Consider the following 14,421-nt stretch of genomic DNA (forward strand, 5'->3'; position numbering starts at 1 on the left):
ACTCACACCCGCCAGGCGTCGCCGCCGGGCAGCGGGAATCGTGGGGTGTGCTGGTGAACCCGGCGATCGTGCCGCACCGCACCGCTGATGATGCTCGATCCGATCAGCAGGGAAGCCACGCAGATCGCGGCGCTGACGATCGCCCAGCCGACGAAGCCCGAGGCCGCCGCGAGCAGGGTCAGCGCGAAGGTCAGCAGGGCCACCAGTCCGAGGGCGTAGCCGACCCATTCGGAGAACAGGCTCAGCTTCTCGGGGAATCGACGCACATCGCCGGGCAGTCTGTGCAGCTCGTCGGAGAACATGTGCACGCGCATGTCGGCGAACCAGTCTCGAATCATGATCGCTCCTCCTCGACTCGAGGATCAACTGTTGCGCTCGACGCTACGCCCGCAGAACGGACCGCGACAAGGTCAGTACCTGCCGATCGGCTCCGGGTGCTGGGTCAGCTTGCCGACCATCGCCGCACAGAAACCGGGCAGGTCAGCGGGGCCGCGACTGGTCACGAGGTTGCGATCGACGACCACCTTCTCGTTCACGTGGATGCCACCCGCGTTGACGATGTCGGTGCGCAGGCTCGGCCAGCTGGTGAGGGTCCGCCCGGCGACCGCGCCCGCGTCGAGGAGCAGCCACGGGGCGTGTCCGATGGCTCCGACCGGCTTGCCGACATGCATGAAGTGCCGGACGAACGCGACCGCGTGGTCGTCGATGCGCAGCCGGTCCGGGTTGAGCGTGCCGCCGGGCAGGATCAACCCGTCGTACTCGTCGACGTCGGCTCGGCCGACCACGAGATCCACGACGAATCGGTCGGCGACGTGCACGTCCGCTCGGTACGCCTGGATCTCGCCCGGCGCGATCGAGAGCAGTTCGGTGGTGCCACCTGCCGCCTCGACAGCCGCCCTGGTCTCCACCAGCTCGGACTGTTCGACGCCGTCGGCCGCCAGTACGGCCACCCGGTGACCGTCGAGTTGTCTGGTCATCGCCGAAGGCCCCTTTCCGAGTCCCCCACCCCCCCTTTCCGAGTCCCCCACCCGAGTATGGACCTCGCCGCTCGCCCCGGCTACGTCCTCGCGAAAGGTCGCGGGACGCTCAGAACGTCCCGGCGTCGATGACGAAGCGGTACCGCACGTCGGAGCGCAGCACCCGCTCGTAGGCCTCGTTGATCTGTTCCGCGGCAATGAGTTCGATCTCGGCGGTGATCCCGTGCTCCGCGCAGAAGTCGAGCATCTCCTGGGTCTGACGGATGCCGCCGACATTGGAACCCGCGAGGCTGCGACGGTTGGCGGCGAGGGAGAACCCGCGCACGGAGAGTGGCTGCTCCGGCAGCCCCAGCAGGACGAGGGTGCCGTCGAGCGCGAGCATGCCGAGGTAGGCGTCGATGTCGAGATTCACGGACACGGTGTTGAGGATCAGGTCGAAGCTGCCGCGCAGCTCCTTGAACACGGCGGGGTCCGCCGTCGCCCGGTAGCGATCGGCGCCGAACCGCAGCCCGTCGTCCTGCTTGGACAGCGACTGGCTCAGGACGGTGACATCGGCGCCCATCGCGTGCGCGATCTTGACACCCACGTGACCGAGCCCGCCCATGCCGACGATCGCGACCCGCTTGCCGGGGCCGGCATTCCAGTGCCGCAGTGGCGAGTAAAGGGTGATGCCCGCGCACAGCAGCGGCGTCGCAGCGTCCAACTCGAGGCCGTCGGGGATCGACAGCACGAAGCTCTCGGTCACGACGATGTGCGTCGAGTACCCGCCCTGTGTGATCTCGCCGTCACGACCCTTGGAGTTGTAGGTCGCGGTGACCCTGTTGGCGCAGTACTGCTCGTCACCGGCCACGCACGGATCGCAGTGGCCGCACGAGTCCACGAAGCAACCGACGCCGACCCGGTCGCCGACCTCGTGCCGGGTCACCTCGGAGCCGACCTCGGCGACGATGCCGGTGATCTCGTGCCCGGGCACGATCGGGTAGCGGGTACCGCCCCACTCGTTGCGGGCGGTGTGAATGTCCGAGTGGCAGATGCCGGAGAACTTGATCTCGATCAGGACGTCGAGCGGGCCGAGAGCACGGCGTTCGACGGTGGTCTTCTCGAGCGGGGCGTCGGGAGCGGTCGCGGCATACGCGGAGACGGTGAGCATGCGTACATGTCTATCCGCGCATCGCTCGGGGTGCAATGCGGAAATCGCCAAATCGGGCACGCGACAGCACGACTCTCGCTAGGGTCTAGCAAACTTGGACAACTGTCCAGTCCAGTGCTCGGGCGAAAGTCCACCGCGCCTCACCTAGGAGTCAGATGCGCACATTGCTCCCGATCGGTCTTGCCGCGGCGGTCGTCGCGGGTGCCCTCGCCTTGGCGCCTGCCGCGTCCGCCGAACCGCCGACGACGGCGCCGTTGACCCAGGTTCGACCTCAGGGCCGCGCCCTCGTCGACGAGTACGGCCGCGCGGTGCTCCTGCACGGCGTCAACAACGTCGACAAGGAAGCGCCCTACCTCGAACCCGGCGACGGCCTGACCGTGACCGCCGCCGACGCCGACCTGCTCGCACAGCACGGCTTCAACACGGTGCGCCTCGGCGTGGAGTTCGACGGGCTGATGCCGCAACGCGGTGTGGTCGACACCGCCTACCTCGACCGGATTGCCGGGGTCGTCGACGTCCTCGGCGCCCGCGGCATCCACGTCCTGCTCGACAACCATCAGGACGGAATCGGAAAGCCCTGGGGCGGTAACGGATTCCCCGACTGGGCGACCACCGCCCGGCCGCAGTCCTGGGAACCGAACCCGGGCTTTCCGCTCAACTACCTGATGCCCAGCATGAACATCGCCTGGGACGGGATCTGGGCGAACAAGGACGGCGTACTCGACCACCTCGGCGACGCACTCGCGGCGCTGGCCACGAGGGTCGAGGGCAAGCAGGCGGTGCTCGGCATCGAGCTGATGAACGAACCCTGGCCGGGATCGCCGTTCCTGACCTGTTTCCCGAACGGCTGCCCGGACTTCGACCGGACGTACCAGGCCGCAATGCAGAAGCTCACCGACCACATCCGGTCCGCGAGCGCGACCATGCCGGTGTACTGGGAACCCAACGTGACCTGGAACGAGACGATGCCGAGCAATCTCGGGAATCCGCCAAGGACTCCGGCGATCACCGACCCGAACGTCGGGTTGTCCGTGCACGACTACTGCATCCCCAGCCAGATGAGCATCTACGGCGGAGTGCCCAGCGGGCTCAAGGCCGCGTGCCCGGCCCAGCACGACAAGACCTGGTTCAACATCGACACCCTCGGCGCCCGGACCGACCGCCCGGTCCTGGTCACCGAGTTCGGTGACATCGACGCGGAAACGTTGGCGGCCACGGTGTCCCGCGCCGACGAACGCTTCATCGGCTGGCAGTACTGGCACTATCGCTCGTCCTTCGGCCCGCGCGGCGGCGACCCGTTCACCGGCGAGGTCGGCAAGCAGCTGGTGCGCACGTACCCGCAGGCCACCGCCGGCACACCCGGCAGGCTGCGGTTCAACGCGACCAACGGCGACTTCCAGTACTCGTACACCCCGAAGCCGTCGACCAGGCCGACCGAGATCTACGTCTCCGATCAGCACTATCCCGCCGGATACGTCGCCGAGGTCACCGGCGGCCATGTCACCTCCGCGGCGGACGCCCGTACCGTCACCGTCGAGGCCGACGGCTCCGGTCCGGTGACGGTCAAGATCCACCGACCCGACTCGGACGGCAACGACCTGCCCGGCACCGCCGGCAGCAGCTCCGGGTCGAGCGGCAGCGCGGGCTCGAGCGGCAGCGCGGGTTCCTGACCGCACAAACAGGAAGGCCCCGGACCGTCACGGTCCGGGGCCTTCCCGTTTCCCAGGGCGCGTCACCCGCGACCGCGACCACTCACGGGTCGCGGGTGACGCGCACGTCCTGTCGGCACTCGCTACGCCTGCTCGGCAGCGGCCGCCGCGCGCCGGCGCAGTCGCCGCGCCGCGGCGACCAGGTTGCGTAGCGACGGCTCGAGCTGCCAGTAGTGCCGGGTCTTGAGGCCACCGTCCGGATTCGCCCACAACCGGTCGAGTTCGACCGATTCCGCCGCCACGGTGAGGAGCTCGTCGAGCTCGTCGATGTCCGGGATACGGGCCGAACGGGACTCGTAGACACCGGGTCCCACACCGTGGGTGAGCTTGCGCTCCTTGATCGCGTCGAGCACCCAGGAGATCGAGCGAGTCGCCACGATCGCCGTCACGTCGGCGTCCATCCGCTCGATCGCGTCCACCACCTGCTGCTGACTCGTGTAGGTCAGGTGCGTGTGGATCTGAGTTTCCGGCTTCGCGCCACCGGTCGCCAGCTTGAACGCGTCGACGGCCCAGTCCAGGTACTCCTTCCGGCCTCCGTCGCGCAGTGGCAGCAGTTCCCGGATCGCCGGCTCGTCGACCTGGATGATCGCGACGCCGGCCGCCTCCAGATCAGCGACCTCGTCGCGGATCGCCAGGGCCAGCTGGTCGGCGGTCTCGTGCAGCGGCTGGTCCTGCCGGACGAACGAGCGCGCCAGCATGGTGACCGGTCCCGTGAGCATGCCCTTGACGGGCTTCTCGGTCAGCGACTGCGCGTAGCCGATCCACTCGACGGTCATCGGCCCCCTGCGCCGGACGTCGCCGTACAGGACCGGCGGGCGCACGCACCGTGACCCGTAGGCCTGCACCCAGCCGTTGTGCGTGAACGCGAAACCGTCCATCAGCTCGGCGAAGTACTGGATCATGTCGTTGCGCTCGTGCTCACCGTGCACGAAGACGTCGAGGCCGATGTCCTCCTGCAGCCGGACGGTGCGCTCGATCTCTTCCTGGATGCGCTTGACGTAGTCGGCCCACTCCAGCCGTCCCTGACCGAGTTCGTACCGCGCCTGCCGGACGGCGTCGGTCTGCGGGAAGGAACCGAGCGTCGTCGCCGGCACCTTGGGCAGGTTCAGCCTGGCCTGCTGCGCTGCGCGGCGCTCCTCGTAGGGCGCGCGGATCCGGTCCTCGGCCTTGATGTTGTAGACCCGCTGGCGCACTTCGTGTTTCTGCTTGAAGTGCACCTTCGACGGCTTCTTGCGCCAGCGCTCGGACGGCCCCTCGGTGAGCGCCTTCGCCAACGACACCACCTCGCCGACCTTCTGCTTCGCGAAGGCGAGCCGATCCGCCACGTCCCCGTCGAGATCCCACTCGGCCAGCACGTCGTAGGGCACGTGCATCAGCGAGCACGAGGTGGACACGACCAGGTCCGGGATCACGTCCTTGAGGCTCGACAAGTAGGTAAGTGTAACGAAATTGTCTGCCCGCCAGACGTTTCGACCGTTGACGACACCCGCGTACAGTCGCTTGCGCCTGAGGCCGGGGATCGCGGCCAGGTCTTCGGCCTTCACCTTGCCGTACACCAGGTCCAGGCCGAGCGCCTCGATCTTGGTGGCCGCCAGGATGGGCAGCGCCGCACCGAGGCTGCCGTAGGGTCCGGTCACCAGGATCCGCGGACGCAGCGGCGCGTGCGAGAGCGCGGTGTAGGCCCGGCCGAGGGCGGCCAGCTCCTCGTCCGTGCGGTCCTGGGTGAACGCCGGCTCGTCCAGCTGGATGCACGTTGCACCCGCCTTGGCCAGCCGTTCGAACAGCGCCTCGTACTGCGGTAGCAGCGAGTCGAGCAGGTCGAGGGTCGAAAAGCCTTCGGCCGCACCCGCACTGGACTTGGACAGCAGCAGCAGCGACACCGGCCCCAGCACCACCGGACGCAGCTCGATACCGTGCCCCTTGGCCCGCTCGAACTCGTCCATGAGGGCGTCCGCGTGCAGCGCGAAGACCGTGTCCTGGTCGAGTTCGGGCTGCCGGTAGTAGTAGTTGGTGTCGATGTAGCGCACCAGCTCGAGCGGCGGGAAGTCCGGCCGGCCACGGGCCATGGTGAAGTAGAAGTCGAGCTCGTCGAGCTCACCCTGCAGCGGGGCGAATCGCGCGGGGACCGCACCGAAGAGCAGCGCGTCGTCGAGCACGTGATCGTAGTAGGAGAAGGTGTTTCCGGGAACCTGCGTCAGTCCGGTCGCCGCGAGCTCACTCCAGGTCTGCTCCTGGAGTTCGCGTCCGACGGCGACGAGTGCCGCCTGGCTGGAGTGACCGTGCCAGTAGGCCTCGAGGGCCCGCTTGAGCTCGCGACGGGGCCCGATCCGGGGGTATCCCAGCACGCTGGAACCGTAAGTGGCTGCGCTGCTTGACATCGTTGTCGACCCTTCCCTGATGCGCTTCGCGCCCGTGCGCGATCGGTACCCCTCCCGGGTTGAAATCGCGCACGGGCGCCGAAGGTGCTGAGCTCGGCTAGCTGGCCTTCTTGGCGGCGCGCCCGTTGTCGCCGTACTCGTAGAAGCCGCGGCCGGCCTTCTTCCCGACCAGACCTGCCTCGACCATGCGCAGCAGCAGCGGCGGCGCGGAGTACAGGGGCTCCTTGAACTCCTCGTACATGGAGTCCGCGATCGACTTGACGGTGTCCAGGCCGACCAGGTCGGTCAGCGCCAGCGGGCCCATCGGATGGGCGAGGCCGAGGACGGTCGCCTTGTCGATGTCCTCCTTGGTGGCGAAGCCCGACTCGACCATGCGAATGGCCGAGAGCAGGTACGGCACCAACAGCGCGTTGACGACGAAGCCGGAGCGGTCGGCGGAGCGGACGACCTGCTTGCCGAGCACCTCGCTCGCGAACGCCTCGGCCCGCTCGGACACCGCGGCACTGGTCTTGAGGGTGGTCACCAGCTCGACGAGCGGAAGCACGGGAACGGGGTTGAAGAAGTGCATGCCGATGACACGCTCGGGCCGGCTGGTGGTGATGCCGAGCTTCATGATCGGAATGGAAGAGGTGTTGGACGCGAGCACCGCGTCGGGATCGGTGACGATGGAGTCCAGCTCGGTGAAGATGCCGCTCTTGATCTTCTCGTCCTCGACGACGGCCTCCACGACGAACTGCCGGTCCGCGAAGTCGCCGAGGTCGGAGGTGAAGCGCAGTCGCCAGGCAGCCTGCTCCCGTTCCCGCTCGGTGATCTTGCCGCTGCTCACGCCGCGGTCCAGGGAGCGCAGGATTCGGGCACGGCCGGCCGCCGCGAGCTCGCGGGTCTGCTCGAACACCAAGACGTCGACATGTGCGCGGGCGCACACCTCGGCGATTCCGGCGCCCATGATGCCTGCGCCGATCACGCCGACGCGCTGAATCTTTTCGCTGGTCACAACGGCCACCTTCGCTCTCGCAACAACAGATTTCGTGGGTACATCGGTAACTCGTCGGGGACGACTGAAACTTTGGGACTCGGCGCCGGTGGCCCGCAACGCGAATTGCGGGCCACCTGCTAGTGCGCCAAAGTCCAGGAGAGGCGGTCCAGCCCAGCTCTTAGTGGAACTGGCCCTCTTCGGTGGAGCCCTTCAGCGCGGCCGTCGAGGTGTTCGGGTCGACGGTGGTGGCGATGGAGTCGAAGTAGCCGGCGCCGACCTCACGCTGGTGCTTGATGGCGGTGAAGCCACGCTCCTCGGCGGCCTTGAACTCGCGCTCCTGCAGGTCGACGAAGGCGGTCATGCCCTCGCGGGCGTAGCCGTGCGCCAGGTCGAACATGCCGTAGTTGAGCGAGTGGAAGCCGGCCAGGGTGATGAACTGGAACTTGAAGCCCATCGCGCCGAGCTCCTTCTGGAACTTCGCGATGGTCGCGTCGTCCAGGTGCGCCTTCCAGTTGAAGGACGGGGAGCAGTTGTAGGCCAGCAGCTGGTCCGGGAACTCGCTGCGGACGGCCTCGGCGAACTTCTTGGCGACCTCGAGGTCCGGCACACCGGTCTCCATCCAGATGAGGTCGGAGTACGGGGCGTAGGCCTTGGCACGCGCGATGCAGGGCTCGATGCCGTTCTTGATGCCGTAGAAGCCCTCGGCGGTGCGGGTGCCGTCGAGGAACGGGCGGTCACGCTCGTCCACGTCGGAGGTGATCAGGGTGGCGGCCTCGGCGTCGGTGCGCGCGATGACGACGGTGGGGACGTCCGCGACGTCGGCCGCGAGGCGAGCCGAGGTCAGGGTGCGGATGTGCTGCTGGGTGGGGATGAGCACCTTGCCGCCGAGGTGGCCGCACTTCTTCTCCGACGCGAGCTGGTCCTCCCAGTGCGAACCGGCGACACCGGCCGCGATCATGGCCTTCTGCAGCTCGTAGACGTTCAGCGCGCCGCCGAAGCCGGCCTCGCCGTCCGCGACGATCGGGGCGAGCCAGTTCTCGACCGAGGTGTCACCCTCGACCTTGGCGATCTCGTCGGCGCGCAGCAGCGCGTTGTTGATGCGACGGACGACCTGCGGCACCGAGTTGGCCGGGTAGAGGCTCTGGTCCGGGTAGGTGTGGCCCGAGAGGTTCGCGTCACCGGCGACCTGCCAGCCGGAGAGGTAGATGGCCTTGAGGCCGGCGCGCACCTGCTGCACGGCCTGGTTGCCGGTGAGGGCGCCGAGGGAGTTGATGTAGTCCTCGTTGTTCACGAGGTCCCACAGGATCTCGGAGCCACGGCGGGCGAGGGTGGCCTCCTCGACGACGGAGCCCTGGAGCTTGACGACCTGCTCGGCCGTGTAGTTACGGGTGAGTCCCTTCCAGCGGGGATTGGTGTCCCAATCCTGCTGGATCTCAGCTGCGGTCTTCGGGGTGCCGGTGGTCGACATCGAGGCTCCAAACTCTGTGATCTGCTGGCCCTTCGGTTCTGCTCGTCCAGTACGGCTGTACGGCTTCGCATCCTTGCCAGGCCCTTCGGGTGTACTCAACGAGAGTGACATATCGAAAAAGGCCCGTCTACCTGTTGCTAATGCCAATCTTGGCTAGGTTTTCAATCCCCGTTGCTAACTTTGCAAATGACACGCGGTGCAATTTCGTCGCCCGCCGGGAGTCGTAGTTACCAACTGGTAGCGAAATCGGCAGGCAGGAGGCGGTGCGCGCGGCGGCCGCCCTCGGGGCCGGCCTACCGGCGGGTAACTCCGAACTCGGTCCGGGACACCGGGCCGGGGGGCGGAACTGTGAGGGCAATCACGGATCCGGACAGACGCCGCATTCTCCATCGCCGACCACCGGTCGGCTGATAGAGATGGCACGCAATCGACTTCCCCACGGTATTTCCCGAAGGAGTACCCCACCGTGATCGATCGACTCCGCGCGGCTACCGCGAGCTTTGCGACGGTGGCACTGCTCGCCGTCGCCGCCGCGGCCTTCCCGTCGGCCACCGCATCCGCCGAATCCGTCGCGACCGGCTCCGCCGAGGCTCCGGACGACCTCCCCGCGGCCTTCGCCCCGCTCGCAGGCGCGATGAAGACGTGGGGGAAGTCGCCCGCAGGCGTGAACGACTGGGAGTGCCGTCCGGCGGACGCGCAGCACCGCCCCGTCGTCCTGGTCCACGGCACCGGCCGCGGCATGCAGGAGTCCTGGGGCAATCTCGCCGACCCGAACACGAGGGGTCCCTTGGTCGAGGACCTCGCGAACGACGGCCGCTGCGTCTACGCGCTGAACTACGGCAACGCCTTCGACTTCCCGACGCTGTCGATGAAGTGGGGCTTCGGCGGGATCGAGAACTCGACCGCCGAGCTGCGCACGGTCGTCGATGCGGTCCTCGCGCACACCGGAGCCACGCAGGTCGACGTCGTCGGACATTCGCAGGGCGGCACGGTGACCCGCGAGTACCTGCGGACGAGCCCTGACCGCACCAAGATTCACACGCTCGTCCTGCTCGCGCCGCCGTCCCACGGGAGCACCCTGGACGGCGAGTTCGCGTCCGAGGCCGACGCCCGGAACAAGCTCGCGCCGATAGCGGTGCAACAGCAGGCGATCGATTCGGCGTTCCTGAAACGCCTCAACGAGGGACAGGAGACCTTCCCCGGCATCGACTACACCGTGATCGCGACGAAGTCGGACCAGACGATCACCCCGTACGAGAGCTCGTTCCTCGTCCCCGCGCCCGGCACCTCGGTTCGCAACATGTACGTCCAGGACGTCTGCGGAAACCAGGGGCTCGAGGTGTGGCACTCGAGGGCCTTCCCCAACAGCTCGGGGTCGAAGGGCCCCGGACTGCTCGATCACCCGGTGTCACGCTTCCTCGTCCGCCAGGCTCTCGACCCGACCCTCGCGGGCACGCCGCCCTGCTGACCCGCCTACTCCCCCGTCCGCCCGAACGTCAGCGCCACGTCCCACGGCGCCACGCCCCAGGCCTCGACAGCGGTGGTCGCGAAGATGCCGGCGGCCGCCACGGTCTCGGCCGATGCGGGCGAGGACACGGAGGTGCCGGGGCGGCCGTCGTCCGGCACCTCCGGCCACACCCCGGTGCCGCGCGGCACCGGGGCCGCCTCGATCACCGACACCCGCTCGCCCCCGTCGTCCACGACGCCGAAGAAGCAGTAGGGCTCGGCCGGGGCGTCCCAGCCGCCGAGTTCGACCACGCAGTACTCGCCGCGCTCGGCCGCGGACACCGCCGCTGCGGACAGGAAGTCGTCGAGGTCGGTCCAGGGGTTGTTCGCCGGTCGCACCGGCTCGCCGAGCCGGAACGCCCGTGCCTCCACCTCGCGGCCGTCCGCGAACCGGTTCTGCACCACCAGCGTGCCCGCGGCCGCGTCGAGCAGGACCGCCTCCCGAAACCTGTTGTCCGGGACCGCGGTGCGCGCGACGAGGCCACGGCCGAGTAGGCCGGTTAGCCCGGCCGGGTCGTCGACCGCCCACAGCGCGCTGTCGGTCTCGGTCCAGGTCCGCACCAGCCCGCCCGCGACGGGGCTGATCATGGCGGTGGTCAGGGTCGCGCCGACCGCGAGGCCCGCGGGCACGTCGTTCGTCATGCGCCGATTGTCGCAGTCACGCCCGCGAGGCCAGACCCTCCTGCTGCTCCAGGCTCTCGACGGGGGTTCGCAGTGCCGCGACCGCCCGCGCGTACAGGGTGCTCTTGATCTCGCCGAGCGTGCGACCACGCGTGTGCACCAGACCCTGCGCGTGCCGCACGGCGCGGGTCAGCACGTCGGCCTCCGGCACCGCCGCGTCGACGAAACCGTGCGCGAGCGCGTCCGCGCCGCCGTAGCGCCTGCCCGACGTCAGCGCCTCGTGCGCGGCCCGGTTCGGCAGCCTCGCACTGACCAGCGCCAGCACGCCCGGGGTGTAGCTGGCGCCGATGCTGATGCCCGGCAGGCAGAAGTAGCCGCGGTCCTCACGCATCACCTGGTGGTCGTGCGCGATGGCAAGCATCGCGCCGCCGCCGAAGGTGTGGCCGGGCATCGCCGCGACCGTCGGCATCGGAAAGGTCAGCAGTCGAGCGAACAGGTCCTGGACGCGGTCGATGCACGCGTTCAGCTGGTCGGTGTTCTCGAGCACCCAACCGGTGTCCAGGCCCGTCGAGTAGTACTTGCCGACGGCGGTGGTCACCAGCGCAGCCGGCCCCTCGCTGGCCTCGACCTCGTCCAGCAGCGCCGCGATCTCGTCCAGCCACGGCGGCGCGAAGGCGTTCTCCTCGTCCCGTACGCCCTCGGTTCCGAGGTACAGGACGAACACGTCACCCGAGCGCTCCATGTATGGCATGGCCCGAACGATAGCGTCCCACCTGCGGACGCCGGTCAGCGCCCGAAACTGCTGCAGCCCACCGGCGCAGGCACCCCGGCCAGCCGCGCGTCGAGCCAGCCGTAGGCCGCCGGGATCCCGGACAGCGCGACCGTCTGATGTTCGCCGACGTACTCCTCGAGACGCACGCTCGCGCCGAGCTCGCACCAGTCGTCGTAGAGTTTCTCGGCGCCCGCGGGCAGAATCCAGGGGTCCTGTTTCCCCTGGTAGAGGAATACCGGCGCGGTCGGGGCGTGCGCGCCGAGTCGGTTCGCTGCGATCACGGCACGCGCGACTGGGGTGTCCACGACGTCGGGAACGTCCGAGAGCGATTGCACAGTCAGCGGGATCAGCGCACCCGGGACAGCCAGGCCCGGCAGACAGAGGTCCTTCGCGATCTCCGCGAGCCGCCACCCGTTGTCGTTGAACAACGGGAACAGCTCGGGGTACTCGCGGGCCACGCCCAGCGTCGCGCCGAGCAGCACACCGGAGGCCAGGTTCCTGCCGTTCATCGACTGCAGCAGCAGCGCGTAGTCGGCCGGCGTACCGCCGAACGCGGCCCCGACCATCCGCAGCTCGGGCGCGTACGTCGGCGCGAGCTCCGCGGCCCAACCCGACGCGATCGCGCCGCCCGAGTAGCCGGTGATCGCGATCGGCGACGCAGGCGCGAGCCCGAACCGAGGGGTGTTCACCGTCGCCCGCAGCGCGTCCAGGACCGCGTGCCCGGCCATCCGGCCCGCCGCATACGCCTGTCGCGGGCCCTCGTGGTCGGCGACGACCACCGCGTAGCCGCGGCCGAGGAAGTACTGGATCGGGGCGACTTCGAGCGCGCTGCCGCGCTGCAACGTGTACGACGGCGCGCAGGTCTCGCCGAGTCCGTCGATCGCCATGTCGTAGGCCAACACCGGTCGCGGTCCGGGACCGGTCCACGCCACGGCCGGCACGATCAGTGTGGCCGTCACGGCCGCCGGCTGGCCCTTCGCATCGGTCGAGCGGACCAGAATCTGGGTGGAGACGACCGGGCTGGCGAGCGGCACCACGGTGACCGGTCGAGTGCGCAGGACGGCGCCGGGCGCGAGGTCCCCGAAATCGGGCGGCGGGTCGAAGAACGGGGCGCCGAGCGGCGTCGCGGCGACCGCGGCGGGATCGTGCGGCGGTGAGATCAGGTCGCCGATCGGGTCCGCGGACGCACCAGCCGCCAGTGCCGTCGTCAGCACTGCGACCGCGATCGCAAGCGCGGCCCGGTGAACGCCGCCGCCCATGGCCGCCGCCCTCCGTCGTCCCCTGACTCCAGAGTAGGACGGCAGGAGCGGAGCCGGCGGAGCGACCAGACAGCACGGGAACGCAGCCTGCGGAGCGATCCGCTAATCCTGCGAACACCACGTTGCAAACCCTGGTTACCGCTCGTAGCCTGGTGAAATGGCGAAGACCTTCGTGGGCGCCCGATTGCGGCAGCTACGCACCGAACGTGGCATGAGCCAGGCCGCGCTCGCCCAGACCCTGGAGATCTCGGCGAGCTACCTCAACCAGATCGAGCACGACGTGCGGCCGCTGACCGTGCCGGTGCTGCTGCGGATCACCGAGGTGTTCGGGGTCGACACCACCTTCTTCTCGTCGCAGGACGACACCCGGCTGATCGCCGAGCTGCGGGAGGTCGCGCTCGATCAGGAGATGGGCATCGACGCGGACCCGCACGAGCTCGCCGAGATGGTCTCCTCACATCCGAGCCTGGCCAAGGCCGTGGTCAACATGCACCGCCGCTACCGCAACACCACCGCGCAGCTGGCCGCGGCCACCGAGGACCGCTACAGCGACGGCAGCGGCAGCGGGTCCATCACGATGCCGCACGAGGAGGTGCGCGACTACTTCTACCAGCGGCAGAACTACCTGCACGAGCTCGACACCGCGGCCGAGGACCTCACCGCCAAGATGCGGTTCCACCGCGGCGACGTGGCGGGTGAGATCGCCAAGCGGCTGCAGCTGGTGCACGACGTGCAGATCGTCCAGCGCATCGATCTCGGCGAGGGCGTGCTGCACCGCTACGACCCGGACGCCCGGATCCTGGAGATCTCGCCGCACCTGTCGGGCGGGCAGCGGGTCTTCAAGTTCGCCGCCGAGCTGGCGTACCTCGAGTGCGGCGACCTGATCGACAAGCTGGTCGACGAGGGCAACTTCACCTCGGACGAATCCCGCTCCCTGGCGCGCCTGGGACTGGCGAACTACTTCGCCGCCGCGACCGTGCTGCCGTACGGGCAGTTCCACGATGTCGCGGAGGACTTCCGCTACGACATCGAACGGCTGTCGGCGTTCTTCTCGCAGTCCTACGAGACGATCTGCCACCGACTCTCGACGCTGCAGCGCCCGAAGCTGCGCGGGGTGCCGTTCTCGTTCGTCCGCGTCGACCGGGCCGGCAACATGTCGAAACGCCAGTCCGCCACCGGTTTCCACTTCTCGTCCAGCGGCGGCACCTGCCCGCTGTGGAACGTCTACGAGTCGTTCGCCTACCCGGGCAAGATCATGACGCAGATCGCCCAGATGCCCGACGGGCGGAGCTACCTGTGGATCGCCCGGACCGTCGAACGCCGCGCGATCCGGTACGGCCAGCCGGGCAAGACCTTCGCGATCGGCCTCGGCTGCGAACTGCGGCACGCGCACCGCACCGTGTACGCGGACGGGCTGAACCTCGACAGCAGCGCGGCCGCCACCCCGATCGGTGCCGGGTGCCGGGTGTGCGAGCGGATGAACTGCCCGCAGCGCGCGTTCCCGCCGCTCGGCAAGGAACTCGACATCAACGAGCACCGCAGCTCGGTCTCGCCGTATCTGATCCGCTGAGCCCACTCGCGGGCGATCGAATGTGCACCGGATGC

Annotated in this window: 12 protein-coding genes; 3 read left to right on the forward strand and 9 right to left on the reverse strand. The window is 68.9% G+C overall.

Annotated features, from left to right (window positions below; all coding sequences use genetic code 11):
• Positions 1–2 precede the first annotated feature (2 nt).
• The 3 genes from ACFVH2_RS09785 to ACFVH2_RS09795 all read right to left on the reverse strand — a co-directional run bounded on the left by ACFVH2_RS09785 (position 3) and on the right by ACFVH2_RS09795 (position 2,127).
• Positions 3–338, reverse strand: coding sequence for a hypothetical protein (locus ACFVH2_RS09785; protein ID WP_378421941.1), 336 nt, complete (start codon positions 336–338; stop codon positions 3–5).
• Positions 339–410: 72 nt separating this feature from the next.
• Positions 411–977, reverse strand: coding sequence for a type 1 glutamine amidotransferase domain-containing protein (locus ACFVH2_RS09790; RefSeq protein ID WP_378421943.1), 567 nt, complete (start codon positions 975–977; stop codon positions 411–413).
• Between the two features lie 109 nt (positions 978–1,086).
• On the reverse strand, positions 1,087–2,127 hold the full coding sequence (locus ACFVH2_RS09795; RefSeq protein WP_378421945.1) for an NAD(P)-dependent alcohol dehydrogenase: 1,041 nt from the start codon (positions 2,125–2,127) through the stop codon (positions 1,087–1,089).
• Positions 2,128–2,282: 155 nt separating this feature from the next.
• Here ACFVH2_RS09795 and ACFVH2_RS09800 point away from each other — a divergent pair, with 155 nt between their 5' ends.
• The gene (locus tag ACFVH2_RS09800; protein ID WP_378421947.1) at positions 2,283–3,797 is read left to right on the forward strand and encodes a cellulase family glycosylhydrolase; all 1,515 of its coding nucleotides are present in this window, start codon (positions 2,283–2,285) and stop codon (positions 3,795–3,797) included.
• A gap of 122 nt (positions 3,798–3,919) precedes the next feature.
• Here the strand turns inward: ACFVH2_RS09800 and metE are convergent, their stop codons facing one another.
• From metE to aceA, 3 genes are all read right to left on the reverse strand, one after another.
• A complete protein-coding gene (gene metE, locus ACFVH2_RS09805) occupies positions 3,920–6,214 on the reverse strand; it encodes a 5-methyltetrahydropteroyltriglutamate--homocysteine S-methyltransferase (protein ID WP_378421949.1) in 2,295 nt (764 codons plus the stop codon).
• Between the two features lie 97 nt (positions 6,215–6,311).
• Positions 6,312–7,208: a 3-hydroxybutyryl-CoA dehydrogenase gene (locus tag ACFVH2_RS09810; RefSeq protein WP_378421951.1), complete on the reverse strand. Its 897-nt coding sequence runs from the start codon at positions 7,206–7,208 to the stop codon at positions 6,312–6,314.
• A 160-nt stretch (positions 7,209–7,368) separates the two neighbouring features.
• Positions 7,369–8,658 (reverse strand): isocitrate lyase, encoded by a 1,290-nt coding sequence (aceA, locus tag ACFVH2_RS09815; protein ID WP_378421953.1) that lies wholly within the window; start codon positions 8,656–8,658, stop codon positions 7,369–7,371.
• A gap of 466 nt (positions 8,659–9,124) precedes the next feature.
• Between aceA and ACFVH2_RS09820 the strand changes: the two genes are divergently transcribed.
• Positions 9,125–10,126, forward strand: a complete 1,002-nt coding sequence (locus ACFVH2_RS09820; protein WP_378421955.1) for an esterase/lipase family protein — start codon at positions 9,125–9,127, stop codon at positions 10,124–10,126.
• Positions 10,127–10,131: 5 nt separating this feature from the next.
• On the opposite strand, the gene ACFVH2_RS09825 is transcribed toward ACFVH2_RS09820, so the two are convergent.
• From ACFVH2_RS09825 to ACFVH2_RS09835, 3 genes are read right to left on the reverse strand one after another with little or no spacing between them, the layout of a single operon-like run.
• Complete coding sequence (locus ACFVH2_RS09825; protein WP_378421957.1) at positions 10,132–10,806, reverse strand: hypothetical protein; 675 nt, start codon at positions 10,804–10,806, stop codon at positions 10,132–10,134.
• 16 nt (positions 10,807–10,822) lie between these two features.
• The gene (locus tag ACFVH2_RS09830) at positions 10,823–11,536 is read right to left on the reverse strand and encodes an enoyl-CoA hydratase/isomerase family protein (RefSeq protein ID WP_378421959.1); all 714 of its coding nucleotides are present in this window, start codon (positions 11,534–11,536) and stop codon (positions 10,823–10,825) included.
• A gap of 35 nt (positions 11,537–11,571) precedes the next feature.
• Positions 11,572–12,816, reverse strand: coding sequence for a lipase family protein (locus tag ACFVH2_RS09835; protein WP_378421961.1), 1,245 nt, complete (start codon positions 12,814–12,816; stop codon positions 11,572–11,574).
• A gap of 157 nt (positions 12,817–12,973) precedes the next feature.
• Between ACFVH2_RS09835 and ramB the strand changes: the two genes are divergently transcribed.
• Positions 12,974–14,386, forward strand: a complete 1,413-nt coding sequence (gene ramB, locus ACFVH2_RS09840) for an acetate metabolism transcriptional regulator RamB (RefSeq protein ID WP_378421964.1) — start codon at positions 12,974–12,976, stop codon at positions 14,384–14,386.
• Positions 14,387–14,421 lie beyond the last annotated feature (35 nt).

The organism is Rhodococcus sp. NPDC127527 (assembly GCF_042672245.1).
In the GTDB taxonomy this organism is placed as follows: domain Bacteria; phylum Actinomycetota; class Actinomycetes; order Mycobacteriales; family Mycobacteriaceae; genus Rhodococcus_G.